The sequence below is a fragment of the Paenibacillus marchantiae genome (assembly GCF_028771845.1).
Taxonomy (GTDB): domain Bacteria; phylum Bacillota; class Bacilli; order Paenibacillales; family Paenibacillaceae; genus Paenibacillus; species Paenibacillus marchantiae.
This window is the reverse complement of sequence record NZ_CP118270.1, coordinates 4,647,745-4,674,306: the sequence shown is the minus strand read 5'-3', so window position 1 is coordinate 4,674,306 and position 26,562 is coordinate 4,647,745. Positions and strand designations below refer to the sequence as shown.

24 protein-coding genes are annotated in these 26,562 nt (G+C 47.7%); 4 read left to right on the top strand and 20 right to left on the bottom strand.

All coding sequences use genetic code 11. The features are described 5' to 3' along the window. Window positions 1-106: 106 nt before the first annotated feature. Window positions 107-1,117: a LacI family DNA-binding transcriptional regulator gene (locus tag PTQ21_RS21195; RefSeq protein ID WP_274567035.1), complete on the top strand. Its 1,011-nt coding sequence runs from the start codon at window positions 107-109 to the stop codon at window positions 1,115-1,117. Window positions 1,118-1,254: 137 nt separating this feature from the next. Here the strand turns inward: PTQ21_RS21195 and PTQ21_RS21190 are convergent, their stop codons facing one another. The 3 genes from PTQ21_RS21190 to PTQ21_RS21180 all read right to left on the bottom strand — a co-directional run bounded on the left by PTQ21_RS21190 (window position 1,255) and on the right by PTQ21_RS21180 (window position 3,965). Next, a complete protein-coding gene (locus PTQ21_RS21190; RefSeq protein WP_090806431.1) occupies window positions 1,255-2,148 on the bottom strand; it encodes an NAD-dependent epimerase/dehydratase family protein in 894 nt (297 codons plus the stop codon). A gap of 95 nt (window positions 2,149-2,243) precedes the next feature. Continuing rightward, window positions 2,244-2,960 carry a class I SAM-dependent methyltransferase gene (locus tag PTQ21_RS21185; RefSeq protein WP_274567034.1) on the bottom strand — a complete coding sequence of 239 codons (717 nt, stop codon included), beginning with the start codon at window positions 2,958-2,960 and terminating at the stop codon, window positions 2,244-2,246. Between the two features lie 24 nt (window positions 2,961-2,984). Next, complete coding sequence (locus PTQ21_RS21180; RefSeq protein ID WP_274567033.1) at window positions 2,985-3,965, bottom strand: Gfo/Idh/MocA family protein; 981 nt, start codon at window positions 3,963-3,965, stop codon at window positions 2,985-2,987. Between the two features lie 174 nt (window positions 3,966-4,139). Here PTQ21_RS21180 and PTQ21_RS21175 point away from each other — a divergent pair, with 174 nt between their 5' ends. Together PTQ21_RS21175 and PTQ21_RS21170 are read left to right on the top strand one after the other, a co-directional pair. Further along, window positions 4,140-4,736: a bifunctional transcriptional activator/DNA repair enzyme AdaA gene (locus tag PTQ21_RS21175; protein ID WP_306291816.1), complete on the top strand. Its 597-nt coding sequence runs from the start codon at window positions 4,140-4,142 to the stop codon at window positions 4,734-4,736. Then, window positions 4,733-5,551: an SPL family radical SAM protein gene (locus PTQ21_RS21170; protein ID WP_274567031.1), complete on the top strand. Its 819-nt coding sequence runs from the start codon at window positions 4,733-4,735 to the stop codon at window positions 5,549-5,551. The genes PTQ21_RS21175 and PTQ21_RS21170 overlap by 4 nt, the downstream gene beginning before the upstream one ends. Before the next feature lie 76 nt (window positions 5,552-5,627). On the opposite strand, the gene PTQ21_RS21165 is transcribed toward PTQ21_RS21170, so the two are convergent. The 9 genes from PTQ21_RS21165 to PTQ21_RS21125 form a co-directional block, all read right to left on the bottom strand. Further along, entirely contained in the window at window positions 5,628-6,734 is a 1,107-nt protein-coding gene (locus PTQ21_RS21165) for a Gfo/Idh/MocA family protein (protein ID WP_072732920.1), read from the bottom strand. Window positions 6,735-6,848: 114 nt separating this feature from the next. Further along, window positions 6,849-7,577: a ThuA domain-containing protein gene (locus PTQ21_RS21160; RefSeq protein WP_063563915.1), complete on the bottom strand. Its 729-nt coding sequence runs from the start codon at window positions 7,575-7,577 to the stop codon at window positions 6,849-6,851. A gap of 162 nt (window positions 7,578-7,739) precedes the next feature. Next, window positions 7,740-8,912, bottom strand: a complete 1,173-nt coding sequence (locus PTQ21_RS21155) for a Gfo/Idh/MocA family protein (RefSeq protein WP_063563916.1) — start codon at window positions 8,910-8,912, stop codon at window positions 7,740-7,742. Window positions 8,913-8,948: 36 nt separating this feature from the next. After that, on the bottom strand, window positions 8,949-9,995 hold the full coding sequence (locus tag PTQ21_RS21150) for a LacI family DNA-binding transcriptional regulator (protein WP_274567030.1): 1,047 nt from the start codon (window positions 9,993-9,995) through the stop codon (window positions 8,949-8,951). 260 nt (window positions 9,996-10,255) lie between these two features. Continuing rightward, window positions 10,256-11,332, bottom strand: a complete 1,077-nt coding sequence (glpX, locus tag PTQ21_RS21145; protein ID WP_274570542.1) for a class II fructose-bisphosphatase — start codon at window positions 11,330-11,332, stop codon at window positions 10,256-10,258. Window positions 11,333-12,007: 675 nt separating this feature from the next. Next, complete coding sequence (locus PTQ21_RS21140) at window positions 12,008-12,559, bottom strand: EVE domain-containing protein (protein WP_371121375.1); 552 nt, start codon at window positions 12,557-12,559, stop codon at window positions 12,008-12,010. Then, window positions 12,556-13,122: a DinB family protein gene (locus PTQ21_RS21135; protein WP_090950027.1), complete on the bottom strand. Its 567-nt coding sequence runs from the start codon at window positions 13,120-13,122 to the stop codon at window positions 12,556-12,558. Before PTQ21_RS21135 ends, PTQ21_RS21140 begins: the two co-directional genes overlap by 4 nt. 66 nt (window positions 13,123-13,188) lie before the next feature. After that, window positions 13,189-14,136: a helix-turn-helix transcriptional regulator gene (locus PTQ21_RS21130; RefSeq protein ID WP_090950026.1), complete on the bottom strand. Its 948-nt coding sequence runs from the start codon at window positions 14,134-14,136 to the stop codon at window positions 13,189-13,191. A 553-nt stretch (window positions 14,137-14,689) separates the two neighbouring features. Beyond that, window positions 14,690-15,046: a hypothetical protein gene (locus PTQ21_RS21125; protein ID WP_274567029.1), complete on the bottom strand. Its 357-nt coding sequence runs from the start codon at window positions 15,044-15,046 to the stop codon at window positions 14,690-14,692. A gap of 210 nt (window positions 15,047-15,256) precedes the next feature. Between PTQ21_RS21125 and PTQ21_RS21120 the strand changes: the two genes are divergently transcribed. After that, window positions 15,257-16,171 carry a hypothetical protein gene (locus PTQ21_RS21120; protein WP_072732913.1) on the top strand — a complete coding sequence of 305 codons (915 nt, stop codon included), beginning with the start codon at window positions 15,257-15,259 and terminating at the stop codon, window positions 16,169-16,171. Between the two features lie 74 nt (window positions 16,172-16,245). Here the strand turns inward: PTQ21_RS21120 and PTQ21_RS21115 are convergent, their stop codons facing one another. The 8 genes from PTQ21_RS21115 to PTQ21_RS21080 form a co-directional block, all read right to left on the bottom strand. Then, on the bottom strand, window positions 16,246-16,776 hold the full coding sequence (locus tag PTQ21_RS21115) for a (2Fe-2S)-binding protein (protein WP_274567028.1): 531 nt from the start codon (window positions 16,774-16,776) through the stop codon (window positions 16,246-16,248). After that, complete coding sequence (gene pucD, locus PTQ21_RS21110; protein ID WP_274567027.1) at window positions 16,773-19,106, bottom strand: xanthine dehydrogenase subunit D; 2,334 nt, start codon at window positions 19,104-19,106, stop codon at window positions 16,773-16,775. The genes PTQ21_RS21115 and pucD overlap by 4 nt, the downstream gene beginning before the upstream one ends. Before the next feature lie 69 nt (window positions 19,107-19,175). Next, entirely contained in the window at window positions 19,176-20,090 is a 915-nt protein-coding gene (locus PTQ21_RS21105) for an FAD binding domain-containing protein (protein ID WP_274567026.1), read from the bottom strand. Between the two features lie 308 nt (window positions 20,091-20,398). Continuing rightward, a complete protein-coding gene (locus PTQ21_RS21100) occupies window positions 20,399-21,043 on the bottom strand; it encodes a nucleotidyltransferase family protein (protein ID WP_274567025.1) in 645 nt (214 codons plus the stop codon). After that, the gene (locus tag PTQ21_RS21095) at window positions 21,009-22,169 is read right to left on the bottom strand and encodes an XdhC family protein (protein ID WP_274567024.1); all 1,161 of its coding nucleotides are present in this window, start codon (window positions 22,167-22,169) and stop codon (window positions 21,009-21,011) included. The genes PTQ21_RS21100 and PTQ21_RS21095 overlap by 35 nt, the downstream gene beginning before the upstream one ends. A gap of 129 nt (window positions 22,170-22,298) precedes the next feature. Then, window positions 22,299-23,621 carry a 5'-deoxyadenosine deaminase gene (locus PTQ21_RS21090; protein ID WP_090806403.1) on the bottom strand — a complete coding sequence of 441 codons (1,323 nt, stop codon included), beginning with the start codon at window positions 23,619-23,621 and terminating at the stop codon, window positions 22,299-22,301. A 107-nt stretch (window positions 23,622-23,728) separates the two neighbouring features. Then, entirely contained in the window at window positions 23,729-25,327 is a 1,599-nt protein-coding gene (gene ggt, locus PTQ21_RS21085) for a gamma-glutamyltransferase (RefSeq protein ID WP_274567022.1), read from the bottom strand. Continuing rightward, on the bottom strand, window positions 25,321-26,562 hold the full coding sequence (locus tag PTQ21_RS21080; protein WP_274567021.1) for a pyridoxal-phosphate-dependent aminotransferase family protein: 1,242 nt from the start codon (window positions 26,560-26,562) through the stop codon (window positions 25,321-25,323). Before PTQ21_RS21080 ends, ggt begins: the two co-directional genes overlap by 7 nt.

Below are 26,562 nucleotides of genomic sequence, written 5' to 3'. Positions count from 1 at the left end.
ATGATTAGGGTTATCGGTAACCCTAAGATAGCATGAGCCTATCTTGCTGTCAATCGGCATTATCCTATAGAATGGAAAGACTATGTTGCGGAAAGGTTAGATCCTATTGATTACCATTTATGATATTGCCAAAAAAGCCAACGTCTCCGCCATGACCGTCTCCAAAGTCATTAATCAAACAGGTCGTATTAGCCCGGCTACACGCGAGCGTGTACAACAGGTCATCGAAGAACTTGGTTACATACCAAACTCAAATGCGCGCAGTCTTGTGCTGCAACGGACTCAGATGCTGTCATTGTTGATTACGGATATTACCAACCCCTTCTATACAACGCTGGCCCGGGGGGCTGAGGATGCTGCCAATCTGCGAGGTTACCGCCTCTTGTTCAGCAATAGCGACGAGGATTACGACAAGGAGAAAAATTATGTGGAAACCATTCTGTCTACTCGCGTCGATGGTGTACTGTTTGCACCTGCAGGGGATCGCTCGCTGAATCACTTGAAGCAGCTGCAGGAACGTAACATTCCGTTTGTTATTTTGGACCGCACTGTCCCGGGAATCACATCTGACGTTATCGCTGGGGACAGCCGAGATGGGGCGCTTCAATTGATTCGATATCTGACGAATCTGGGACATCGCTGCATTGCTCTGGTTAATGGTTCTTCCGAGGTTTCGACTGCGCGGCTGCGAGAAGAAGGATATATGGAGGGACTCCGGGAAGCCGAGTTGCCCTTTGACGAAGGCTTAATCCTTCGAACAGGCTACCGGGATTTCAGCGATGAAGTGGGTATCGACAGTTTACTTGCGCATCAGCACAAACCTACAGCCATATTTGCAGCAAACAACATGCTCGCCATAGGCGTCATTCGACTTTTACGTAAACGGGGGCTGCGTGTGCCTGAAGACATCTCGGTCGTCTGTTTTGATGACCTGGATTTGGCTTCTGCCTTTGATCCCTTTCTCACGGTTGCTGCACAGCCTGCCTATGATTTTGGTGCCATCGGCATGCAAATGCTGATTGACCGAATTGAAGGCAAGGCTCCTGAGGAACCACAGACCGTCATTATGCCATCGGAGCTGCGTATTCGCGCTTCGGCCTCTGTACCTTGCGAATAAAAGGAAAATCAGTCGTAGACCAACCCTGACTTGAGAGAAACTGTTTTGTTGAAGCAAATACAAACAGGACGCATCGGAGAATATATCTCTGAATTGCGTCCTGTTTTTTTATGAAATAACTCTTATATATATGGATTCTAGCCTTCAGATTGAAGTGCCAGAGCGACTTCTCGAACTAGACCCGGGAACCAATCCATTAATGCTTCGAATGTATATCCCGCCTGCTCTGCTTTGGATGTATCCATTGTCCAGGATTCCGAAATTCCAAAGGGTGACATGTCTTCTTTGATCGTTTCGGTCAATACCTGTGATTGCATGCCTGTTACCGTTTCGATCAGATGCATCATGGCGGAAAGTGTTATCGTCCCTTTGGACGCTGCATTCACAGGTCCTGTAATGGATGAATGTCCGAGCCAAGCGAGAAATCTCGCGGCTTCGGTGGAATTGATAAATCCAATTTCGGCGTTCGGATTGGGCATGCCGATAGGTTTTCCTTTTTGCACATGTTCAATATGAAAATGAAGTCTTCGCGTGTAATCATCAATCCCGAGTACAATTGGAATGCGCATTGCCGCCACTGGGAAATCCGCCTCCTGGAAAAACACAGCTTCCGCTAGACGTTTACCCTCGCCATAGGAGAAATCTTCGTGGCTTCCGTATTGCACCGGGTAGGTGTACGGATCGAAATCGGCTTCGGTAAATCCAGGTTTGGGATCTCCATATACCGAGAGCGTTGATGTCAAAATGTATCTTTGGGTACGTCCAGCAAAAGCTTCGCAAGCCGACTTCGCCGCATCCGGCGAGTAACAGATGTTGTCATAGACAATATCCCACATGTCGGTCTGCGCAACCTCGGCAAGAGATTTGGGGTCTTCACGATCCATTTTAATCCGGTTGACCTCAGGCCCAAAGTCTACATCCGTTTTGCCGCGAGTTGCGACTGTGATCTGAGACTTTCCTTCCCACAGCAAATGATCAACCAGACGTTTGCCGAAGAACCGTGTCCCACCAAGTATAAGTACTTTTTTCATCCGATAAAACCTCCTAACCTGTTCTGGTCATGCGTATCTTATTAAAACCTTCATATGAATGAAGTGCTGTCTGTGCTGTTGCAATTCAGGTATGTTTACCGGGATTTCACAATATGGAGCATCGTATGTGCTCCCCACTGGAATTCGTATGAAGTTTTCTCTTCAGAAGTAATATATCCGCGTTCTTCCAGTATAGCCTTTAGTTCATCCATGTGCTCATAACGTTTGCCAGACAAGTCTACTGTAGGGAAGATACGCAGCTCCCGCTTGGTTACTCGCAACAGCTCAAGGATCGTCTGTAGATGGAATTCGGCATTCAGGCGATCTGCATACGTAAACAGGAAATGTGCTGACAATGTTAGGTCGAATTGTTCATCGGCAAAAGGTAACTCCGGCAGTACAGAGGCCACATAACGGTCAGGAAAACGTCTCATATCCGCTACACAGTCTGTGATTGCACGTCTACGTTCTTCTTTCAAGCCATGGATCGAACCGAAATCATCCCATCTATATTTGTCTTGTACGTGTTCCATTTGTTTCATCGTATGTTCAATATCCTGAAGTCCCTTCACTTCCAGTTGGCTGATCTCATGTTCATAGGCGATATCCGCTGCCATGGGATCTGCACCCCACTCTCGCGCATGGCTACTGAATGAACAAGCCCCACCCGGACAATCGAGAATGGACTTACCTTTAATTTCTTCCACGGTCAGGTTGAACATCTTCATATATTCCTCGAAGGTTCGCCCGATAAAAATAATCTGTGCCAGCTCCAGGCCGGCTACTCTGCTCTTCTGCTCATCTCTGCTCATCTCGTCTCAGCTCACTTTCCAGAATTAATCGTTAGGAAAAACAAGACCAATCTGCTGCCGGATCTGATCCATCACCTGCATGGTAACGTAGGAACGTTCATACGTGTTCATATCCGATTCCTTTTTGCCCTGCTGAATCAGATTGACAAACTCCTCCACCTCATAATACATCGACGGGTAAATTTGCTCGGCAGTGAGTTTTTCCACCGTACCATCATTGTAGCGTATCTCCGCATGTTCCGGTGAACCAATTTTGTCAATGAGGATGCTGCCGCGTTCGCCCATAATTTCACTTGGAACGTGAGAATTGGAGATTTTGGAGTACGTCACTACCGCTTCCATCTCATCATAATTCAGAATAACACTGCCTTGTCCATCTACCCCTGATTCCAGCATCAATGCCTGGGACTGAACTTGTTTAGGCTCGCCAAACAACGTAATCAATGGATAGAGACAATACACACCAAGATCCATTAACGCTCCATTAGCAAGATCGGGTTTGAACGCATTCAGGACGATTCCTTCCTTATACTTGTCGTACCGGGAAGAGTACTGGCAATAGCTCGCTACATATTTACGTACCGGGCCAATTTTATGTAGGTGAGATTGAACCATTTTGAACGAGGGAACAAGGGTCGATTTCATGGCCTCCATGAGCAGAACTCCATGTTCTTTCGCTGTATCAATCATACGACGGACCTCTGCTCCATTGGCGGCCAAAGGCTTCTCGCACAGTACATGTTTGCCGTTTCTCAGAAACAACTCTGCCTGTTCCGCATGAAAGGTATTCGGTGTAGCAATGTACACGGCATCGAGCCCATCACTCGTAGCCATCTCTTCGAGGCTAGTAAATCGAAGCGCAGCCTGATATTGATCTGCAAATGCATTAGCTTTATCTTCAGTTCTTGAGTACACGGCGGTCAATTCGAATCCTTCGACTTGTGCAGCGGCCTCAAGAAGTCTCTCTGTAATCCAGTTGGTACCTACCACTCCAAAACGAACCATTCAATCTACCTCTTTCGTAAATAAATTTCACAATTAAACAGCTTGCCATCCTGTACATTGTAGCCTATATTTCAACCTGATTGAAGGGATGTCCATTTCCAACATATTGATATCTTGCTTTTTTGTTTGAAACTTCGTCGATTCCCATAAATCAGGGGTATAATGAGACTTGAGGTGATTCTTTTGGAAAGTCACAATTCCTATCAATCAGATTCAGTTCCTATAGATGACAAACAGTGGAATGCCATTATCCACAACGATAGCAGCTTTGATGGAAAATTCTATTACGGTGTCAAAACAACAGGCATCTTTTGCCGACCTTCCTGCAAGTCGAAAGCACCCAAATATGAGAATGTCTCTATATTTAACAATCCTGAAGAAGCTTTGGCGCGACATTTCCGTCCATGCAAACGGTGCAAGCCAACGGGCGAGCGAGTTCCCGATCAGGAATGGATTTCCGTTGTAACAGACTATATTGAACATCATTATGCCGAGCCCCTTACACTTGATATTCTAGCAAATGTGAGTCACGGTAGTCCGTATCATCTGCATCGGGTGTTCAAACGGATTACCGGCCTAACTCCGGTGGAGTATATTCAGGAAAAACGAGTCACCGAAGCCCGGAAATTGCTTGAAAGCACCCGGCTTACCGTCACAGATATCGGTCGACAGGTTGGCATAGCCAATCCGGCGTATTTTATTACAGTATTTCGAAAACATACAGGATGCACACCTGCCAATTATCGTGAACAAAGGCGTGATCAATTATGAAGACCAGCTTAGTATACAAAGTACCCAAAACGTTGCTGAACAAAGGAACCGGGTTCCTTAATGGTTATACGCATACGCTGAATCCATACACAGGCTGCGCTTTTGGCTGTTCCTACTGTTATGTAAGGCAAATGCCCGTATCTTTATTTCGCAAAGAGCCATGGGGCAGCTGGGTTGATGTGAAACAGGAAGCCGCCAATATGTTTGCCAAGGAGCTGAAGCGTGCGAAATCGAAAGGTAAAGTCACTATTTTTATGTCATCTAGTACAGACCCGTATCAGCCCGTTGAATATAAGGAGCAAATCACGCGGTCTTTGCTAGAAGTCATGGCTGAGCATCAACCCGATTTTATATTGGTTCAAACCCGAAGCCCATTGGTGACCCGAGATATCGATCTGCTGAAAAAGTTGGGTGACCGGGTCCGGGTTAGCATGACCGTGGAAACGGATCTGGATGATATCCGCAAGCAGTTCAGTCCTTCAGCTCCGCCAATCGCGGGCAGATTGCGTGCCCTGGAACAACTGCAAGATGCCGGTATCCCCACACAAGCTGCTATTGCGCCAGTATTGCCCAGCAGCGAAAGCTTTGCAGCCATTCTGAGGCCGCTTGTTGATCGTATATGCATTGATGATTACTTTATGGGAGATGGCAGTGAGGGCAAGCGAACCCGGAGACTTGGCATGAAGCCACTTTACGAACAAGTGGGCAAGGAAGATTGGTTCAGTCCTGAGGCATACAAAATGGTAGTCGAGCGAATGAAGGCGCATTTTGAGGAACATGAAATATGGATTAGCCAGGCAGGATTCGAACCCTAATCATGCTTGATATAAATTGAAAATAGCCCTGCTTCCCACGTATCGGGAGTCAGGGCTATACTTCTAACTTAATCGATTATTGATCAAGTGTGTATAATGGAAGATCTGCCGGCAGTGCAGCTGGGCGCTGACATGTGCTATCCATTTTATAAAAAGTCTGCTCATCCGAAGAATCATGGAACGCCCACATCGCTTCAAGCACATGGTAGGCCAGCTCTCCACTTGCTCTATGAGCACGTCCGCTGCCCACGGCATAAGCCATATCTGCAACACCGATGCCACGTGTATTTTCCTGATATCCTGGCAGAAGCGGTACCTCAGTCCATTCCTCATCACCTAGCAAGCGGTAACGAACTGGACCACCGAATGTGTTTGGATCAGGAACCTGTAGTGTTCCATGCGTGCCGTATACTTCAATCGGTGGCAACACACTTCCGCCAAATACGTCAAAACTCGTAATCAGCGTGCCGATAGCTCCCTGCTCAAATTGCAACAATCCGGCTACATGCGTCGGAATTTCAACAGGGATGCTCTGACCCCGCTTTTTCTCACTCGTGATCGTCCGCTGTTCCATCGCTTTGCCCGTCATGCCAGCAATGGACTTGATTGGTCCCAGCAATTGTACGAGCGCAGTCAGGTAATAGGGCCCCATATCAAACATCGGCCCGCCACCGGCTGCATAGTAGAACTCCGGATCTGGATGCCAATGCTCATGCCCACGGCTCATCATGAATGCGGTAGCGGCCACAGGTTTGCCAATGACACCATCCTCTACCACTTTGAGTGCCGTCTGAATGCCTGAACCAAAGAACGTCTCTGGCGCACAGCCTACCAGCAGCCCTTTGCGCTTAGCCGTTTCCAGGACCGCCTGACCCTCTTCACGTGTGACTGCGAGTGGTTTTTCCACGTAGACATGTTTGCCTGCTTCGAGCGCTCTCAAGCATACATCCGCATGAACGGCAGGGATTGTCAGATTGATAATCAAGTCGATCTCAGGGTCTGCCAAAATTTCATCTACCGTGTATACGTTAGGAACATGATAAGCAGCCGCCTGCTCCTCTGCCCTGTTCCGATCTAGATCTGCAACCGCTACAAGATCAAGCACCTCAAATCGGTGACAGTTCTCCATATAAATACCACTGATTTTACCGCAGCCAATAATGCCTACTTTCATTGTTTTCATGCGTGGACTCCCTTCGTGTTCCCAATTGATATAGCGCTTCCAAAACAACTTAAGACCGCTATTATGTGGGTCAATATATTTATCTCAACGGATATGAATTAGGTTTAAATTAAATTAGTGATTTTGGTTATCAGCCATTCCTGTGTAAACTTCAGCCACTGCGTCCTTGCGGCTTTGCGCAAGTGCTTTGCCTGCGGCAGTCCATTTGAAACCACTACGCATCATCTCAGTAACTTGTTTCATCTCCACGATATCTGCATGGTGTCCGAGCGAGTTGTAGAACACACGGCCTGCACCCCAGCGTTTGGTCCAAACGACTGGCATATCTACTGGGCCATTCGCTGCATGCGGACCGTTAACAATTGGGAAGCGTGTCGTTGCCAGCACTTCCACAGCAGGGTCCACGTGCAGGTAATACTGTTCACTTTTCACCTGGAAATCTTCAATATGATCCAATAGCGGACTGGAACCACGTTTCATGTTTACCGTGTACTCTACGCCGTCGTTCCCTGGATGCGCAACCCACTGCCCACCCGTCATGAACTGCCAGTCGACGTTGTTACGGAACGCATCACACATCCCGCCGTGAAGACCCGCAAGACCCACGCCGCTCTGAACAGCCGCAGATACGTTATTGACCAGTTCCTGTTCAATCTGTCCCATTGTCCACAGCGGAACGATCAGATCCAGACCCAGCAGTTTCTCTGCATCCGCATAAGCTTCCAGTGTATCAGAGACTTCAACCTCGAATTGTTCTTCCTTCAAAATGCGTTCAAAAATCGCTGCTACCTGCTCTGGTTCATGTCCATCCCAGCCGCCCCATACGATTAGTGCTTTGCTCATCACCCATCACTCGCTTTCCGGAAGTTAAGTTATTGTCATTCTCTATCGGACCTTATGCAAACTCAAGACCTCTCCGAGGTCAACATCCTAGCTTAAATCTAGCTTATTTATTTCAAATGAGTGCCAACATGATGTCCACTTCACAATTCAGTGGTTTAATGCTTACATTTCTTCTAGCGACACCCAGCGACGCTCTGTAACGGAACGTTCAACAGCTTCTAATACCGCTTGACAGGCAACCCCATCGTGGAAACTTGGTTCAGGCTGCCGTCCTTCGGAAATCGCGGTCACCAGTTCCAGCATTTCATGTGTGAACGTGTGCTCGAATCCAATCGTATGTCCCGCAGGCCACCACGCCTCAGCATATTTGTGTGCCGGATCAGTCGCCAGAACACGGCGGAAGCCCTGCACATCTTCATCGTCCTTCGTAAAATACACTTCCAGTTCATTCATCCGTTCAAAATCAAACCGGACGCTACCGAGACTGCCATTGATTTCAAACGAGTTGGTACTGCGATGACCTGCTGCAAAGCGCGTAGCTTCGAAGCTTCCTAGTGCACCATCTGCAAACCGTGCGAGGAACAACGTGGCATCATCTACCGTTACTTCGCCCTTCGGAGCATCTGCGTTCGAACTGCCTTTGGCACTAAGTCCGGTCATTTCCGAAGCCAGCGGCCGCTCTTTAATGAACGTTTCGCTCATCCCGATTACTTCCTTGAATTCACCCACCAGGAAACGTGCAAGATCAATTAGGTGTGCGCCGAGATCGCCATGTGAGCCGGAACCGGCTACTTCCTTTTGCAGACGCCATACCAGCGGGAACGAAGGGTCCATGATCCAATCCTGAAGGAAAAACGCACGGAAATGATAGATTTTGCCTAGGCGTCCGCTTTGCACCAACTCTTTAGCCAGCTGCACCGCTGGAGAGAAACGGTAGTTGAATCCGACCATGTGCGCAACTCCTGCTTCTTCAGCAGCCTGGAGCATTTCACGCGAATCAGCTAGCGACAAAGCCAGCGGCTTTTCACAGAACAGATGTTTACCCTGACGAGCGGCTTCCAGTGCGATTTCCTTATGGGCATCACTTGGAGCGTTAATATCGATCAGATCGATATCATCACGCCGCACCAGCTCGCGCCAGTCCGTTATACTTTCAGACCAGCCGAACTGACTGGCAGCCTCCTGAACTCCCTGCTCGTTCCGTCCACAGATTACAGACATCTCCGGCTGCAGCGGGGCAGACGGGAAAAACATCGGCAGACTGCGATAAGCGTTGCTGTGGGCTTTCCCCATAAATTTGTATCCAACCATTCCGACACGAAGACGCTTTGACATGGTCACTTCCTCCTTTGGAATATAACTAGCAATGTATTAATTACGGATTGAAGAGGCACGGATGATCAGCTCTGTAGGCAACAACTGCCTTGCTGTTTCTGAGGGAACTTCGGAATTCACTGATGAAGCTGTTGCTCCCAGTGATCCGTGAATAAGTTTGGATGCGGCCAGTTCTCCCATTTCATAAAAGGGAACCCTGACGCTGCTCAGCGGCGGAACCGCCATCTCGGCCGCATCGGAGTCATCATAACCTACAAACGCAGGGAAATCCTGAACCTTGATCCCACGCTCACGCAAACCATGCATAACACCGATTGCCATCCGGTCATTCGCAGCAAATACAGCGTCAATCTCGTTAAGCCGGGCTGCAATGGTGGCAGCTGCCTCCACCCCGCTTCGTCTGCCATAGTTCCCCTCCAGCAACAGACTGGAATTTATATTCATTCCGGCCTCATTCAGTCCGATATGAACGCCCTGAAGCCGCTCCTGACTGTTGGAATAACTATCCGGACCATTAAGAAAGGCGATATTCCGGTAGCCCTGATCGGTAAGGTGACGGATTGCCAGCCTGCTGCCCTCCACATGATCGGCATCCACTTCCATGAATGATTCACCTGCAAAGTGCTGGCTCATAATGCAAAAGGGATGTCCTTCCTGCTGAAGCCTCTGCATGGCTGCCAGTTCCCCATGATCATCTCGTGCGCCGAGAATAATGCAAGCATCCACTTTCTGACGGCGGAACAGATCCGTATAATTCATCACTTCACCCGGTGTCCTGAACATGACCAGCAGGTCCATGCCGTTGTCCCTGGCTTTGCTCCCAATGCCACTCAGCATTTCCGAGAAGAAATACGCCGAGAACAAGTGTGCTTTCGGGACGTAGGGCAACACCACGCCAAGGTTACCGCTTTTACTTCTCGCAAAGCTGCGGGCCAGTGCGCTGGGGACGTAACCCAACTGCTCGGAAGCTTCAATAACCTTACGGCGGGTTTCCTCTTTAATAGGACCAACGCCATTAAGAACTCGGGATACTGTAGCTTCCGAAACACCGGCAAGATCAGCCACTTCTTTACGGGATGCCATGGATCTCACCTCCTTCATGTTTCCTGAACACCTGCCAAAACGATGCAATGTATCAAATAATTATGTACGCGCGTACATCTTCTCATGTGTTGTAACCGTTGTCAATGCTTTTAACACAAAAAAAGATGAGGATTTGTGTAAACAAATTCCCCACCTCTTGCTTACTATATTTTCTTGTAACTTGTCCTATATAACCTTCTTCTTCACTCGCTTTCACACGGATTCATGTTGGGGCAGACCAACTACAGTGCAGACCTATATCAGGTCGTCACACCGTTACCAACAGATGATTGACTGAACTCAGCCTGTTCCATAATAGTGACGTGACTTTGAATGCGATCTAAAGGCTCAGGTGTAGATTGAAGCTGCCGCACTTTGTGCAACACTTCCTTATTCGGAAGGAAATGCTGAGAACGGATGAAACGAATCGTTTTGGTTTTGGCACGCATGACGATGGAATCGGTCTCTGCCCGATCATCCGCGAGGTAACGTACACCACCAAGAATCTCACCCGGAGTAACACCTGTTGCTGCAAAAATAACATCTTCCGTACCGATCATATCCTGCATCGTTAATACTTTGTAGGGATTATCGATCCCCATTTGCAAGCAGCGCTGGAATTCGTCTGCGTTCGCAGGCATCAGGCGACCTTGAATCTCGCCTCCCAGGCAGGACAAGGCAGCTGCAGCAAGCACACCTTCTGGTGCCCCGCCTGATCCGACATACAGATCAATACCCGCCTCTGGGAACGCAGGTGCCATCGCGCCTGCAACATCACCATCGCTGAGGAACTTGATCCGCACACCAACCTTGCGCAATGTCTTGATCGTACTTTCATGTCGTACACGGTCCAGAATCATGACTGTCAGATCTGAGATGTTTTTGTTCAATGCTTCAGCGGCTTTCTCCAATGTCACCTCAACCGGATCTTCGATACTGACCTTGCCCACCAGAGCAGGCCCTACAGCCAGCTTCTCCATGTACATATCCGGTGCGTGGAGCAGGTTGCCTTTTCCCGCCACTGCAATAACCGATAAAGCGTTGTTCAGGCCCTTGGCTACGATCTCTGTACCTTCCAAAGGATCTACAGCCACATCAACCTCGGGGCCCTCAGCGTTGCCGACTTCCTCGCCGATATACAACATGGGTGCTTCATCCATTTCTCCTTCACCGATTACCACCGTGCCGCGAATAGACACGGAATCGAACATGGCGCGCATAGCCAAAGTAGCCGCCTCATCTGCACTATTCTTGTCGCCCCGCCCCATCCAGGGTGCTGAAGCTAACGCAGCCAATTCTGTTACTCGGACAATTTCCAACGCCAGTTCGCGTTCCATTTTTCCCACTTCCTTTCCAGTTTCCAAAAGCATACATTGAAAGCGGTACTAAATCCATCGCAAATCCATATGAAATTGATCTAAAACGGGAGTAATAACCCGATTTTGAGAAATCACCCCATTCTGTCCCTCATCGATAAATGAACACATTTACACAGCTTTGAACATGCCATTTTACGAGTCTTATCCACCGTATTATATCTGGTTTGAAGCAGTATATTTCATCTTATATTTTTCGATATTCTATATTCATTGCGTTGAGTGTTTCTCAGGAATAAATCAGAGTTAAAATTTGTATAACAACGGTTTATGAACATATAAGTTGCAATTATAGAGAGGAATCTCATCCGTTCTCAAGTTCTTCGAAAACGATTTATAATAAGACCCCTACAACCGTCCTGTACTCTTAAAGGAACAATATTGAAGACCATTTAAATGAGGTTTTTTATTCAAAGATTTGAACTGGAAATTGACCTAAATCCAGCTGTATCCGCCCCTTAAACATGGTTAGCAATATAGATACAGCTTATGGAGGTCATCGAAAATAATAAGTTTACATAATAATTATTACGTTATTGAAAATTCGATTATTTTTATTTCCCCTCAAAAGGTCTATTTTTTCCTCAGCTTTGTGTCACATAAATAAGATCTGACTCTTTGCTCAAACTATGTAGGTTAGCAGGTTTCTGCCTCAGCCCCCAACATGGCAAGTGCAATTTTCAGAAAATCCTCTTTTTGAATCTGCAAATGACCATATCTAAAATGATATCCCCAACGTGTCTGTCCCCGAGTAAGGATCAGTTGGTCCAGCAGATCAGCGATCTTCACCTGCTGACAAGGATAATACTGAACATTCCTCCGATACGGTACAAAGGAATCTGACACATGGTACGTGTATACCTGATCGTCTATTATGCGCCCTATGGCGGTGAATGCTTGAAGTACCTTGCCTCCTTGCATGCTTGTTCGCGGCGAATAATAGATCAGCCAGTCTCCTGCATTCATTTTGCGCAGAGAAGCTACCTTGCCGTGACAGAGCTGGGCGAAGCCCCCTTCCACCCCTTTTCCCACATGTGATGCAGACACAACGCCGATCCAGTATCGGTTTCCTTTTTCAGATTCAGCCTCAACTTCTAACTGAGAAGCCAGGAGTTCACTCGTATGAATCTGCATAATTCCTTTGCTGGTAGCCATCAAATCATGCTTTTCCTTTTCCTGTTCATTCATCTCTGCACCTGTTCTTCCCATGCCTTCTTCAGACGCTCAAGCTGCAAGAAATGATGACGATAATGCATCTCGACCAATGCAAACCATTCCTCTGCATTCAAACCACCGAAGCTTGGATGTGCCAACGTACATTCCTGTGTTGTTTCTTCCAACAGCACTTCCATTCTCCGCATTTCATCCCTTACCTCATTAAATCCTTGAATTATTGATTCTCTTCCATCCGGTTGTAGTGGAGTATACTCAGGAGAAGCAGGAACGTGGATACGTATCGGAGGAAAACTTGCTTGCGCAAAAACAGCTTCACCTGTTTCTGTTTTGCCCTGGTTTCTCTTCTTGCCCGAGTCCTCGTCTGCGCTTATACAAAGTTGAACATTGGCTAAATGCATTTTCATCGCAGACTGAATTAAATGCTGGTACATCTGGCCCATCGACCACTCAGTCTCACTGGGTTTGTAGCTTAACTGAGCATCGCTCATCAGCTCCAGTTCCTGCAAATAACGTTCCAGCGTCAGTTCAAAATCACGTCGAATCTCATCGTTGTTCCTTGTTATTATCGTTTCCATACAAATACACAGCTCCTTCAATCGGTTATAAACCGATCATACACAAACACTACTGACAGCGTTATGTCAGTAGTGTTTAAGGAGATTGCTTGCTTCCTCGCGAATTCGAATTCTTAATGATTCGGGCTCCAAGACCAGAGCCGAGGCTCCCCATCCAAGTATCCAATGCAGTACGTCTTCTGGATGCCTTACACGAAAATCTGCGTATAATCCATCTGTTTGCAGTTCTGCTTTCTCCATGTAGTAATTATTCGCTTCAATCACTCTATCTGCAATTCGACCATGAAACCAAACACGGACATGCACATCACGGTTGTCAGGTGGTGAGTAGCTGTGAATATTAAAACCTGGAGGAAGATCGAATGGGTCTGTGCTAATCTCCAGATCACTCATGCGGGATATACGAAAATGACGAATCTCCTGTCGCAAATCACATCGGGCAATCAGCATCCATGAGCCTTGCATCCAAAGCATCCCGTAAGGGGACGACATACGAACGGTCTTTTGTACGGTTTCATTAACCGTTCCAGGCTTATGGTAATGAAACCGGATTTTGAGTTTATGCTGCATTGCCTTTCGGATGATTCCCATATGTTCGATCTCTCGCTCGTGTGTATCACTGTCCGGTGAACGAAGTAAACGGATACCCTGTTGTATCTGTCCCACCTCTTCCCGAAGAGGCACAGGCAGGATTGCTTCAATTTTCGAACGGGACGTAAAGGATGTACTTTTGTAGTAGTTATCGAAGCGCTGTTCAACAAAATCAAGTCCGATTAGAAGTGTAACCGCTTCTTCAGCTGTGAAGCTGATCGGAGGCAAAAAGTATCCTTCCATAAGTGAATATCCTACTCCGGGTTCTCCCACCACAGGAACTCCTGCCTCACATAACGCCTGAATGTCTCTGTATATGGTTCGGACACTTGTTTCAAACAAGAGGGCTAAATCTTCCGCACGTTGAACCTTCCCCCGCTGCAGCTCAAGTACGATAGCCAGCATACGATCCGATTTGTTCAAGAACACACCTCCTTGTGTGTAATACTAATTACACTCATCTTCATTGGACATCTATTATAAGTAACATATGGACAATTGAAAAGCATACTGATTAACAAGCCCTCCTTGTGCTCAAGTTGACCCATGATCGTATGTTTTCATTAAACAACAAAGACCAACCCGCAGAGTATAGGTTGGTCTATAAAAACTTTTATGATATTGAAATTCAGAGAAAGCTCGGACCTCACTACTTCCAGGATCATTGGGTAGAACCCCTCCTATCGTGCTCATCAATCACCTTGTTTACCGCTCGTAGTATTCCTCCACAATATCCGTATTGGAAGCCGCCTTCTTCCACAAAAGCCGCTGAATTGGATGCAACTTCCCTTACTCTTCACCATGTATCCCTTCAATTGTTGTTATTTCACTGCCAACACATTGATAAGACATAACGAGACAGGAAACCTTCGTAATAATCATCCTTATCTATCGTCCGTTAGAGATAGTTAGCAAGCAATATAGATACAGCTTATGAGTTAATCCAAAATAATAAGCTTACATAATAATTGTTACGTTATTTTAAGTTCATTTTTTTGATGTTTTCTTTTAAAAGGTCGATTTTCTCCCCATCTTTATTCACCACATAAATATGGTCTGGTTTTTTGTCCAAACTTTTACCGCTAATCATCAATTGGTGCCCGCCTTCTATGTTGTATTTTCGAATATATAATCCCGATCCTTCATCTTCATAAGGGTACGCTGCAAAATCATTCCATGTCAGGCTGTCTCCTTTCTCTGCGAGAGTATTTAGTTTTTTTAAGGGAATGGATGTACTCGCCCCCCCCTGATCACTATTTGCCTGACATCCTGAACAAAATGCAACCAAAAGCAACAATACTAAACTGAGTTTTCTAGGAATAAGTTTTGTCATTATTCTTCCTCCTTAAATCTTTATGTGGAATAATTTGTAATAAATATCTTGCTTTTATCACTATTGTACCATAACATAATTACCGTATATTACATTTTTTTGAATTTATTCGAGAGGGGGTTCTCTATTCATAAGCACAGTTGAGTTAAACACATTTCACATCGCATTTGGAATCAAAATATTTAATAAATTTCAGGAGGGGACGTAACAATGAAAAAATTAGTTTCATCTTTATTTGCAATGATCTTGTTATTCACACTAGCGTTACCTGTATTAGCTGAATCAAACAGTTCCAAAAAGGATACTTCTCCCGCAGCTGAAACTCAAACATGGTTGAATTGGTTTGACAAACTCACTAAAGAAGATCAATTAAAAGTAAGTTACAAACCAGCTGAATTAATATCTTTTAACGAGAATGCCCTCCTATCGTTACCTAATGTAGACCCATTAGCTTCTTTCGCTCCAGATACTAAAGAATGGTTGAACTGGTTTAACAGTTTAACAGAAGAAGAACAATTACAGGTGAATTATCGACCTGCTGAATTCGCCTTATTGAATAAAACAGAAGTCACTGTTCATGAAACCCAATACAACAACCAGACTATTGATTCTAAAACAAACTCAAATGATCAATTAACTCTTCAAGCTCTTGAAACAATGCCTACTGGTGGATATGAACACCCTTATTCTTCAAGTGCATGGGAAAATTTGACGGATAAAGCTAATTGCTATGCATACATGTTGAATACATCCACATATTCTGGACATAAATTACAACCAGGTGAACTGGCCGGAAAAGTTTTTACAAGTTTAACTTCTTCGAGCATCATTAGTGCCTCTAAGCTTGACATGCCATATTTAAATAAATCCCTACGAACTTCTACATATAGTGAAGTTCCTGGATACAGAGAGTACAAGGTAGCACTTGTTATTGCACCAAATTATGATTATCATTGGTACAGACAGGATGCTGATGGTGGGTGGTCACATAAGCGTGGGCTAACTGCTATTGATTTTAGAGATGCCAGTGGTAATTCGATTCGTAATCCACAAACAGCTGATCGTAATTATGGAAATGGTCTGAATTATTCGACTTGGGGCGGATGGTACATTATCAAATATTAATCGTTAGAAATAAAGACCGAGCGAAGCGGAGATATGCCCTCCAGCGCCCGGTCTTCTTTAATTCCGTAGTTCAATCACAGGTCAATTACTTTCTTCTCTTCCGTTGTTAAAATGGATGATGATAAACAGGTTTCTCCTGCGGTACGAACTGCACGAAGAATCCCTCCATATCCAGTACAGCGGCACAGATTACCGCATAATCCCATTTCGATCTGTTCCTGGCTAGGCTGCGGATAGCGATCTAGCAATGCCTTGGTGGAAATCACCATCCCGGGTGTACAATACCCGCATTGGAAGCCGCCTTCTTCCACAAAAGCCTGCTGAATTGGGTGCAACTTCCCTTCCTCTTCACCATACAACCCTTCTATTGTTGTTATCTCGCTTCCAACACATTGATAAGCCATAACGAGACAGGAATTGACCGGCTCTCCATCCATCAGTATCATACAAGCACCACATCGGCCAACTTCGCAGGAAACTTTCGTTCCCGTTAGATTCAAATGCGAGCGCAGTACATCCACAAGACGGTTTGTCTGGGCGATGTGCAATTGTTTCTCCTCGCCATTCACAACGGCTGTCCAGAAATTGCCCAAAGGTTCAGTCATGATGAGCTCACTCCTTCCTGAAGCAAGACGCCAATTGGTTTGATCAGTTGATCGCGCGGAACCGGCAAACGATTAACCCACACCCCTGTAGCCTGATGAATCGCAGCGGTGATGGCCGGAGCAAGCGCCACCGAACCAATCTCGCCAATCCCCCGTGGTCCAAACGGATCTCCCTCTGGCAGATCTTCAATTGCCTCCACCTCCAGGTTGGTGTGAATGTCGCGAATCGTCGGAATCAGGTAGGTGTCCAGATTGGTTGTCATATAGCGACTGTCTTGCATCACAGCATCCTCGGTCAATGTAAAACCCAGAGCCATTACACTTCCGCCTTCGATCTGTCCGATGAATCCCATTGGATTGATGACAGGGCCAGCAGCAACCACATGCCTCGTATCTAGCAATTTGGCTTCTCCGGTTAGCGTGTTTACCTCCACTTCTGCCGCTACTGCCGCATACGTATATAGATAATGCCCACCCACAACATTGTCCGGCGTGGTCGGATATTCAAATTGAGTATCAAAAATCCATTCTTCCTCTTTTCCATGCTTCGCCAGATCAACGTAAGAAACAACAACTCTGGAATTCATCGCCGGTTCATTCGCTGTAACTTCTGGAGAAAGCTGTCCCTTGTGCCATACTCCCTCAATTCCAGTAATCAGTTCGGCAGCCGGAATTCCTGACAAAGCAGAGGCTACTGACAAGATTTTGGAGCGGAATGGTGTCTGTAATCGCTGGAGAGCCATCCAGGCCATCGTCGTTGAACGCGAAGCGGTGCTTGAACCACTGTGTGGCACTCGATCCGTATCCCCAATGATTATGCTTAGATCGGATGTTGAGCAGTAGAACAGATCGCAGAGCATCATTTCCAGCGTAGCAATAAGTCCCTGACCGAATTCTTCGTAGCTGAATGCCACTTCAATCTTACCTTCGGCATTCAGAGATAGACGCCCGCCCGCCGGATCGGGAATGCCATAACCAAGCCCTGCTCCGTGCATCGCGATGGCTGCACCTACTCCACGTTTAATCCAGGGAGGTAGAGCAAGATCTGCCGAGGGATATTGATGCTTTTGCCATAACTCCGAACGATCCAGCGCCTCCCATACTTGCGACAGACCATCCGTGACCAGAATCCGTTGATTTAGTGGCCCTGGATCGGTCTTTTCCCTCATGTTGCGTCTCCGAAACTCCCAGGGGTCTATATCCATAATCTCGGCGAGTCGATCCATCTGACCCTCCATTGCAAAGATCGCCTGATTTCCGCCAAATCCGCGAAACTCTCCCGACACCCCATTATTCGTATATACCGAGACACCCTCCACATCTACATTGGGAATAGAATAAGGTCCGAGACAGTGTTCCGTGCAAAAATTCAGGACGGGTGCCCCCAGCGTGGCATATGCTCCGGTGTCTGCGGTAATGCGGACTCGGTGAGCCTGGATCATGCCTTCACGGCTGATTCCGGTCTGCATTTCAATTTTCATCGGATGACGCTTTAATCCTGCACGTACGGATTCTTTGCGTGAATTGTGCATTTTCACAGGATGTCCGGACCTTAAAGCAAGCAGTGCCCCATAAGGCTGTACATTCAGCTCATCTTTCCCGCCAAAAGAACCGCCTATCGGAGACGAGACCACCCGAATATCTTCTTCGGAACAGCCAATGATTCGGGCAAGCTGCATCCTGTCCTTGTAACCATGCTGTGTCGCCGCGTAGACATGGAGTCTCCCACTTTCATCAGGAACAAATAACCCGCCTTCCGTCTCCATATAGGCATGCATCTGGCGAGGGGTATAATACGTCTCACTCACAATATGTTCGCATGCAGCAAAGCCCTCATCTACATTGCCTCGTTTGATTTCGGTACGGTGCAGCACATTGCCGGGACCATGTTCATGGAGCTCAGGTGCACCGGGTGCCAGTGCAGCCTCTGGGCTGTCCAGCGGAGTCCATTCTTCATACTCAACCCGGATGGCATCCAGAGCGAGCGCTGCACGTTCCGGGGAGTCCGCAGCAACTGCGGCAATGGCATCACCGACATAACGAACGACATGCTCGCAAAATACAGGCTGATCCGGAGTTGCAATGCCAAACAGGTTCAAACCGGGCACATCTTTCGAGGTGAGTACGGCAAATACACCCTCTATAGCCTCCGCTTCGGTTATATCGATAGACAATATGCGGGCATAGGGGTATGAGCTTCGAAGGACCCTTCCATGGATCATATCGGGCAGCGTCATGTCTGTCAGATATTGAAGCTGTCCTGTTACTTTGCCTACCCCATCTGGCCGCAGATGCCAGCGTTTCCCACTATTATCCCGATTCAACAGCATGATCTCTCTCCCCTTTCTCCCCTCAGAAGCTGTTGGGCTTACACTTTGCTTCTCCAAAATGGTTTTCTTCTATGAGTGAAGTGCTTCCCAGAGTCCGGCTCCGAGCATATTACCTGCCGTTTGCTTACGGTACTGTTCTGTAGCAAATGCATCGCTATAAGTCACGAATTCCGAAGCTGCCGAGGCAGCTAGCGATAAAGCTTGCATAACAGAAGCCTCCACGCCAAGAAGCAACTTTTCCGACTCCGTAAGTCGCATGGCCATGCCTGAACCTCCACCTGCAGCGATCGCTATTTTATTCCAGCGGCCATCTGCATCCACTTCTCCGTGAAATGCAATCGTCACCAGCGATGCTGTAAAGGTCTCCCGCCGACCCAGCTTGCGGTAAAATGAAATTTCACGCGTCGCAGATGCCCGCTCGCTGGTGACATCAGGGAAAGGCGTATTTTCCAATGGAATATGAATTCTCATTAATACATCATTCGGGTTGCGACTGCCGTCACGACCACCGTTCAGCCAGGACGAAAGACTGCGCATCTCCATGCCGTTGTCCGTCAACCAGTACAGCTGTGCATCGTAGACAAGGAGTGCGGGAATGGAGTCTCCTACTCCCGATACAATGTTTCCGCCAATTGTCGCCATATTTCGAATAGAAGGAGCGGCGATAGCGTTCATTGCAGATTGCAAAATGGGCAGCTGTTGTAGAAGAACGTCTGTGGCACAATGACTTAATCGCGTCAGTGCTCCAATGACCAAATCATCTCCATCCACATATACGCCGCTTGCATCTGGAATACGAGCAAGGCTGATCATATGCTCAGGTACAGGTACAAGACCGCCCTCCCACTGAGTACGTAATAATGTGGTCCCTGCTGCAAAACAATACTTCCCGGACAGTTCACTCTTTAAAGCTTGAAGCTCATCTAGATTAACGGGCTGCCAAACCGTTGGTTGTGCTCCAGACCCATATGCCGACATGACCATCCTTCCATCTCCCTTCTCTACCTGGAATCTGTCTGCGGGACGTTGGATATGAACGAATGATCCAAATAATTCTTCAAATCATATGGGACTGCAACAATAAGGTCAATTATCTTCACATCATTTTGGATAAATGTATAAATAGACTCTTTGATTTGTGCCTGATGCATTGTTTACTGTGATAAGCTAACACAAGCCATTTCATAACCAATTAGATCAAAACAATAAAGAGGCCAACCAGATGGTCTGGCTGACCTCATTACTGCGAGAAATAATACACAAGGAATCGCTCCTTCTGCCTTGATTTTCATTCATCTTATGCCATTCACATAATCCAAAATACGTTCCAGCTCTGGTTCGGTATCCGCATCCCAAAAGCTAAATTCAGACAAAGATACATGCTTGCCTGCATATTTGGGATTGAGCATGATTTTTCGCGCTCCCTCATCTCCGCTAAGCGACAAAAGAGGCCCCAGCATATGTTCACGAAAGGCGACCGGAGGCTTGCCTCCACCGCCATCCGTAGCTGCTGCATAATCACACAGTTTGTTGACGGCTAACGCCTCAGCAACCCTGTTAATATCTTGTGCCTGCAATAGCGGCTGATCTGCCAAAATTATCATCACACCTTCTGGCTTGTATGCTATAGCAGACAGAATGCCACAGTGAAGGGACATGGCGATACCGTATGTATAGTCGGTACAGATTGCAATCTGAAGCCTCGTCCTCGTATCTGGAGTACAACCATATGATGCTGCATTGAGCCACATGGAGGGGATCCACGCTAATGAATCCTCGGGTTTGACCACACAGATAACTTTCTCCAAATCGGATTTCAAGGCAGCTTCCAATGTCCATGCGGCCAAACATCTTCCATCAGGCATGACGATAGACAGTTTATCCCGCCCCATTCGGCTGCTCTTACCTGCCGCTAGCACGATGCCCGTCAGTCGCATGTGCAATCCCCCTCTGTACGTTGCGCCGCTCTGCGGCAACAGCTGCTCTTTTACAGGCAATAAGTTCTGCTGCGATGCTGATTGCGATCTCTTCCGGTCCATCGGCACCAATGGTCAAGCCGACGGGTGAATGCAACTGTTTTAGTGGAGGGAGATCGTTCAGCAAACGTGCTGTTCGCGTTCTGGAGCCCATAATACCAAGGTACGCATAATTCCGATCCTCAAGTAATTCAAGAAACTCCCGTTCTCTAGGAAACTGATGACTCATCAATACGATATAATCCCCGCTTTGGATATCCAGTACAGGCATGATCTCACTTGGGAAACCGCGAACAAACTCAACACCCGGAAAGCGTTCAGTGGTGCAAAAGGTTTCTCGCCAATCCGCTACAACCACACGAAATCCTGCTGATTTGCCCAAACGGGCGACCGGGATTACATCATTTCCGGCTCCAATGATAATCAGACGGGGTTTGGGCACATATTTTGCGGAGATCTGTAAAGGGATATCAGTCAATCCATGCCTCTGAAGATCATTCTCTCCAGAATTAGATGCGACAGCGTCAGCTTCAGACGAATGAATAACAACTAACGATAGTCGCGGTGTATCCTCTGTAATCAATGTGTTTATTGGACCTAGAGAAGCTCCCTTGGCAACTGGAGAAGGGGATAACGATGTCTGGCTTTCCGCATCCTCAGCGAGCTGAATCACATAATGAATTCGCGTGTATTGATCGTAGAATGAACGGGTTAGCTCCACAGCTGATCCAGATTGAAAATACGTATGCATGTGAGACAAGATCGACCTGAGTTCAGCACATACCGGCTCTAGCAGCACTATAATTAACCCGCCGCAGCCAATCGTTTCTCCCCAGGACAAATCATCTTCGGGACGCATATCATACTCCACGAATTCCAACTGTTGTGTATCCAGCACACGGTCCACCCTAGCCTGCAGATCACTCTCCAGACAACCTGGACTGATACTGCCATACATCACACCTTCTTCGGTCAAAAGCATAGAGACTCCCTGCTTACGGTAAGCATGACCTTCTACCTTAACCGCTGTTGCGAGAACACAGCGCGGTTCCCGCGCTGCAATTGCACACAGATCATGCATTTCCATCGCGTCTCCATCCTTTCAGGGATTTGAATCCGAATCCGAAGAAGTGAATCTTGACCTTTTTAGCGAAGATTGAAAGTCCAACTTCTGCTCAGACAGTTCATTGGGTGAGTTTCATACGGCTGCGTTCGATTAGATGCGTTTCATCAATCTTGCAATACTTTTATCCGATTCACGAAGCACAATGCCACGATCAATCGTTTGAATCTTCCGGTTTTGGAGCACGATGCTTCCATCAATAATAACGGTGTCTACACAGCTGCGAGTTGCGGAATAGACTACACGGGAATACACATCAGTCTCATAGGAAGGGTACGTATGAAAATCATCCAGATCCAGCAGCAACATATCTGCTTTTTTACCCACTTCCAGACTGCCGATTTCCTTGGACATTCCGAGCACTTCTGCTCCACCCATCGTCGCCATACGCAGCACCGTACGGGCGTCCATCACTGTTGGACCGTGAGGCACCTTTTGAATGAGCGCGGTCAGGCGCATTTCCTGGAACATATCTAGATTGTTGTTGCACGGCGCACCATCGGCACCAATCCCTACCGCAATCTGGCGATTCAGCAGATCAGGAATATCCGCTATACCTGAGGACAGTTTCATATTCGATCCAGGGCAGTGGGTGACTTTTACCCCGCGTTTGCGAATAATCTCCTTCTCTTCCTCACTCAGCCACACACAGTGGGCAAGCACCAGTCTTGGGGTAGCTAGACCGATATGATCCAGATAGACGATGTTTCGCATGCCACGTTCGTGTTCTACCAGTTCGATCTCGCCACGATTTTCGGAGGCATGGGTGTGCACTTTCACATGGTACTTATTCGACAGGTCACGTACCTCAACCAATAATTCTTCGGTGCACGAGACGACGAAGCGTGGACAAAATGCATACTGAATGCGGCCACCCCCGAATCCATTCCATTTCTCCAGCAAATCGACACTTTGTTGCAGCGAGGTAGCCGTATTTTCACGCAGCGGTTCAGGAACTTCATCCCCGTGATCCATCATCACTTTACCGGAAATCACCCGAATGCCGCTCTGTGCCATCGCCTGAAAAGCCGAATCGGTATGATGCACGGTCTCCATATCCAAAATGGTTGTTGTCCCGCTGGAAATCAATTCGCCCAAGCCGAGCATCGCCGAGTAATAGACAGACTCTTCATCATGCGCTGCCTCAAGCGGCCAGATGCGTTGACGAAGCCAATCCATCAGCTCCAGATCGTCCGCACGTCCGCGGAACAAGGTCTGACACAGATGAATATGCGTTTGGATAAAACCTGGAAGCAGCACTTTGCCTCGAGCATCAATGACCTGATCTGCCTGAACATCGATATGCTCTGCAATTTCTTTGATTTTATTGTCCTCGATCAGCAAATCTCCCGTAAATACATCCTCTTCTGCATTCATTGTGACGAGTTGTGCACCTTTTAGCAGGATCGTTCCCATGATAATCTCCCCTATCCGTATCTATCTGCGTAAATTTACTTATTCTGATCCTGCATTTTAAAGATGATCTTCTTTGGATCCATGCATGATGCTTTACATAAATCACGCTACCACCCGATAGCCATGCCATCTCCCCTGGGATCTGCTGCCCCGCTAATCATGCCATCTTCACGGATGACAATCCCTTGTGACTGCCCCATAATTCCGTCCCACGGCGCTCTGGCTTCGACGTTATGTCCCCATCGGGCAAGCGTGTCACATACGTCGTCATGATAGCGGTTCTCTACTCTCAGCGTGTCACCTTCTTCACCCCAGGTACGCCCATACACCCAACGCGGTAGCCCAATGGCTTCCTGAATGTTCAGACCATAGTCCAGCACACCCGTAAGAATCGATAACTGTGTCTGGGGTTGGCCCTCACCACCTTGCGTGCCTACGAGCATATAAGGTTTCCCGTTACGAGTGATAAGACCCGGCATTAGGGTGTGGAATGAGCGTTTATTCGGTTCCAATACGTTGGCGTCCTTCGGATCAAGTGAGAAAAAGGAACCGCGGTTCTGCATGATCACACCCGTATCCCCAGGCACATAAGCAGCGCCAAAATCAAAGTACAGGCTCTGAATAAACGAGACGGCATTGCCTTCATTGTCCACAACCGCTGCGTAAGCCGTATCCTGACCCATCATTTTGGACAGAAAAGGCTGTGCCACAGCAGGTGGAGCGGACTGAATCTCGTTCCATAACTCATTTCCATAAACCTTGGATAACAGATTTTCCAGCGGAATATCCCTGAACTCCGGGTCTGTGAGATAACGATCACGTTCACGAAAAGCCTTTTTGACCACTTCAGCCATCAGATGATAGAACTCGGGGGACGTCCGCGCAATGGAAGAAAGATCAATATGTTCCAGCATATTCAACATCATCAGCATCGAGAAGCCCTGTGAATTCGGCGGCATCTGGTGAACTTGATAGCCACGGTAATCGGTAGTGATCGGCTTCACCCACTCTCCCTTGTGAGCCGCGAAGTCCGCTGGAGCGAGCATGCCGCCATCCTCACGAATAGCCGAAGTTAGCTGCTCCGCCAGTTCCCCGGTATAAAAAACATCACGTCCACCTGCCTGAATCAGGCGAATGGAAGAGGCAAGATCAGGCTGCAAGAGTAGATCGCCTTCCTGCAAAAGTGTACCAAAAGGGGCAAATACCGCTCGCAGCGGTGAATGCCCCATAATGAAATCCTCATCACGTTCCAGCCACAGGCGCAGATTTCGGGATACAGGGCATCCCTTTTCCGCATATAGCGCAGCTGGTTCAAGCAACTGTTCCCACTTTAACTTCCCATAGCGGGACCAGACTTCCCACCATGCATCTACCATTCCAGGAACGGTAATCGCACTAAGCACACCTCGCTGAGGAATGGTGCTCATCCCCATCGCTTTGAACGTGTCGGCATGAATGCCTGCTGCTGAACGACCGCTACCGTTGTAGGCCGTTATGTCACCACTTGCTCCATCGTGAATTAGAAAGAAAGCATCTCCGCCAAGTCCTGTCATGTGTGGGTAGACTACACCCAGTGCGGCACTTACAGCGACAGCAGCATCATAAGCGTTACCACCTTGCTGGAGGATTGCGCTGCCAACCGCACTCGCTAAATAATGTGGGGAGGTAACCATCACCTCCCTGGATATCGGCATCTGGTTCAACATAAGACGCCCTCCTTTCCGGCATACACATCCAGCGCTGCCTGCACGGCCTCGCCTGCTGGCAAGGCGTGACGATGACGCAACAGTACAGCTTCCAGTGCGCCCAGCACATGAAGTATATTTTTGCGCTGGCAGCTGAATCCCATCGTACCAATACGCCAAATCTTGCCTTTCAGTGGTCCAAATGAGCTGGCAATCTCAATACTGAAATCGTTCAGAAGCATGTTGCGTACCGACTCACCATCCATACCATCGGGTATTTCGATACAGGTGACCACTGGAAGTTTACTGGACATCTCTCCATACAGTTTCAGCCCCATGCCCTGAATCCCCGCAACCAACGCTCGTTCATTAATCCGATGTCTCTGAAAACGGGCATCCAGACCTTCCTGAAGCAAAATTCGCAGTCCTTCGTGAAGACCGTAGAGCATCGAAGTGGCCTCCGTATGATGGTTCAACCGTGCCGAGCTCCAGTAGTCCTGCAATTGGCTCAGGTCAAAATAATTACTGGCAATCGTGCGCCCTTCAGCCCGAGCACTTGTTGCATCCCGGAGCCCTCGTTCGACGGTTTTGCGGCTCATCAGTTTCTTCTCCACACGGCTGTTATACGTTATTGGCGCCATCCCGGATGGAACGGACAAACACTTCTGCGTTCCACCCATCACCGCATCCAGATACCAGGCATCCGTCTCGACAGGTGTACCGCCGATTGTGGCAACTGCATCGACGACAAGTAAAATATCGAGTTCACGACAGGCTTTGCCAATCTCGGCGAGGGGCTGCATTTGCCCGGTTGATGTCTCGCCGTGAACCATCGCAACCAAACTCGGCTTATGTGCATGGATCGCCTTGATTACCTCTTCGGGATCAAATACCGTTCCCCATTCTGTTTCAAAAAAGATAACCTCAGCACCACAGCGTTCCGAAATTTCAACCAACAGATGTCCGAAGCGTCCATAGATGGGGACCAACACCTTGTCCCCCGGTTGAATCAGACTGACCAACACGGCTTCAATCCCTGAGCGGGATGTGCCATCCACCGGATAACACCACTCATTATCTGTCATGTATAGTTCACGCAGCATAGCCATCGTCTCATTCATCAGGGAAGTGAACTCCGGATCAAACTGCCCCAAAATTGGGAAGGATAATGCCCTCAGAACTCTTGGGTCAACTTCAACTGGCCCCGGTGTCATGATCGTCCGCAAGGAAGGGGACAATTCTTTATAGTTGGACAT

Bases quoted from the DNA above. Each gene is read 5' to 3' on its own strand.
- PTQ21_RS21180 (WP_274567033.1), bottom strand. From the start codon at position 3,965: ATGGTTCGTTTTGGAGTGGTAGGTACCAACTGGATTACAGAGAGACTT.
- PTQ21_RS21185 (WP_274567034.1), bottom strand. From the start codon at position 2,960: ATGAGCAGAGATGAGCAGAAGAGCAGAGTAGCCGGCCTGGAGCTGGCA.
- PTQ21_RS21135 (WP_090950027.1), bottom strand. From the start codon at position 13,122: ATGGAAACGATAATAACAAGGAACAACGATGAGATTCGACGTGATTTT.
- PTQ21_RS21190 (WP_090806431.1), bottom strand. From the start codon at position 2,148: ATGAAAAAAGTACTTATACTTGGTGGGACACGGTTCTTCGGCAAACGT.
- PTQ21_RS21150 (WP_274567030.1), bottom strand. From the start codon at position 9,995: ATGGCATCCCGTAAAGAAGTGGCTGATCTTGCCGGTGTTTCGGAAGCT.
- PTQ21_RS21140 (WP_371121375.1), bottom strand. From the start codon at position 12,559: ATGAATGAACAGGAAAAGGAAAAGCATGATTTGATGGCTACCAGCAAA.
- PTQ21_RS21125 (WP_274567029.1), bottom strand. From the start codon at position 15,046: ATGACAAAACTTATTCCTAGAAAACTCAGTTTAGTATTGTTGCTTTTG.
- pucD (WP_274567027.1), bottom strand. From the start codon at position 19,106: ATGCTGTTGAATCGGGATAATAGTGGGAAACGCTGGCATCTGCGGCCA.
- PTQ21_RS21160 (WP_063563915.1), bottom strand. From the start codon at position 7,577: ATGAGCAAAGCACTAATCGTATGGGGCGGCTGGGATGGACATGAACCA.
- PTQ21_RS21095 (WP_274567024.1), bottom strand. From the start codon at position 22,169: ATGGAAATGCATGATCTGTGTGCAATTGCAGCGCGGGAACCGCGCTGT.
- ggt (WP_274567022.1), bottom strand. From the start codon at position 25,327: ATGTTGAACCAGATGCCGATATCCAGGGAGGTGATGGTTACCTCCCCA.
- PTQ21_RS21120 (WP_072732913.1), top strand. From the start codon at position 15,257: ATGAAAAAATTAGTTTCATCTTTATTTGCAATGATCTTGTTATTCACA.
- PTQ21_RS21080 (WP_274567021.1), bottom strand. From the start codon at position 26,562: ATGTCCAACTATAAAGAATTGTCCCCTTCCTTGCGGACGATCATGACA.
- PTQ21_RS21170 (WP_274567031.1), top strand. From the start codon at position 4,733: ATGAAGACCAGCTTAGTATACAAAGTACCCAAAACGTTGCTGAACAAA.
- PTQ21_RS21105 (WP_274567026.1), bottom strand. From the start codon at position 20,090: ATGGTCATGTCGGCATATGGGTCTGGAGCACAACCAACGGTTTGGCAG.
- PTQ21_RS21090 (WP_090806403.1), bottom strand. From the start codon at position 23,621: ATGGGAACGATCCTGCTAAAAGGTGCACAACTCGTCACAATGAATGCA.
- PTQ21_RS21115 (WP_274567028.1), bottom strand. From the start codon at position 16,776: ATGACTGAACCTTTGGGCAATTTCTGGACAGCCGTTGTGAATGGCGAG.
- PTQ21_RS21100 (WP_274567025.1), bottom strand. From the start codon at position 21,043: ATGCGACTGACGGGCATCGTGCTAGCGGCAGGTAAGAGCAGCCGAATG.
- PTQ21_RS21155 (WP_063563916.1), bottom strand. From the start codon at position 8,912: ATGTCAAAGCGTCTTCGTGTCGGAATGGTTGGATACAAATTTATGGGG.
- glpX (WP_274570542.1), bottom strand. From the start codon at position 11,332: ATGGAACGCGAACTGGCGTTGGAAATTGTCCGAGTAACAGAATTGGCT.
- PTQ21_RS21165 (WP_072732920.1), bottom strand. From the start codon at position 6,734: ATGAAAACAATGAAAGTAGGCATTATTGGCTGCGGTAAAATCAGTGGT.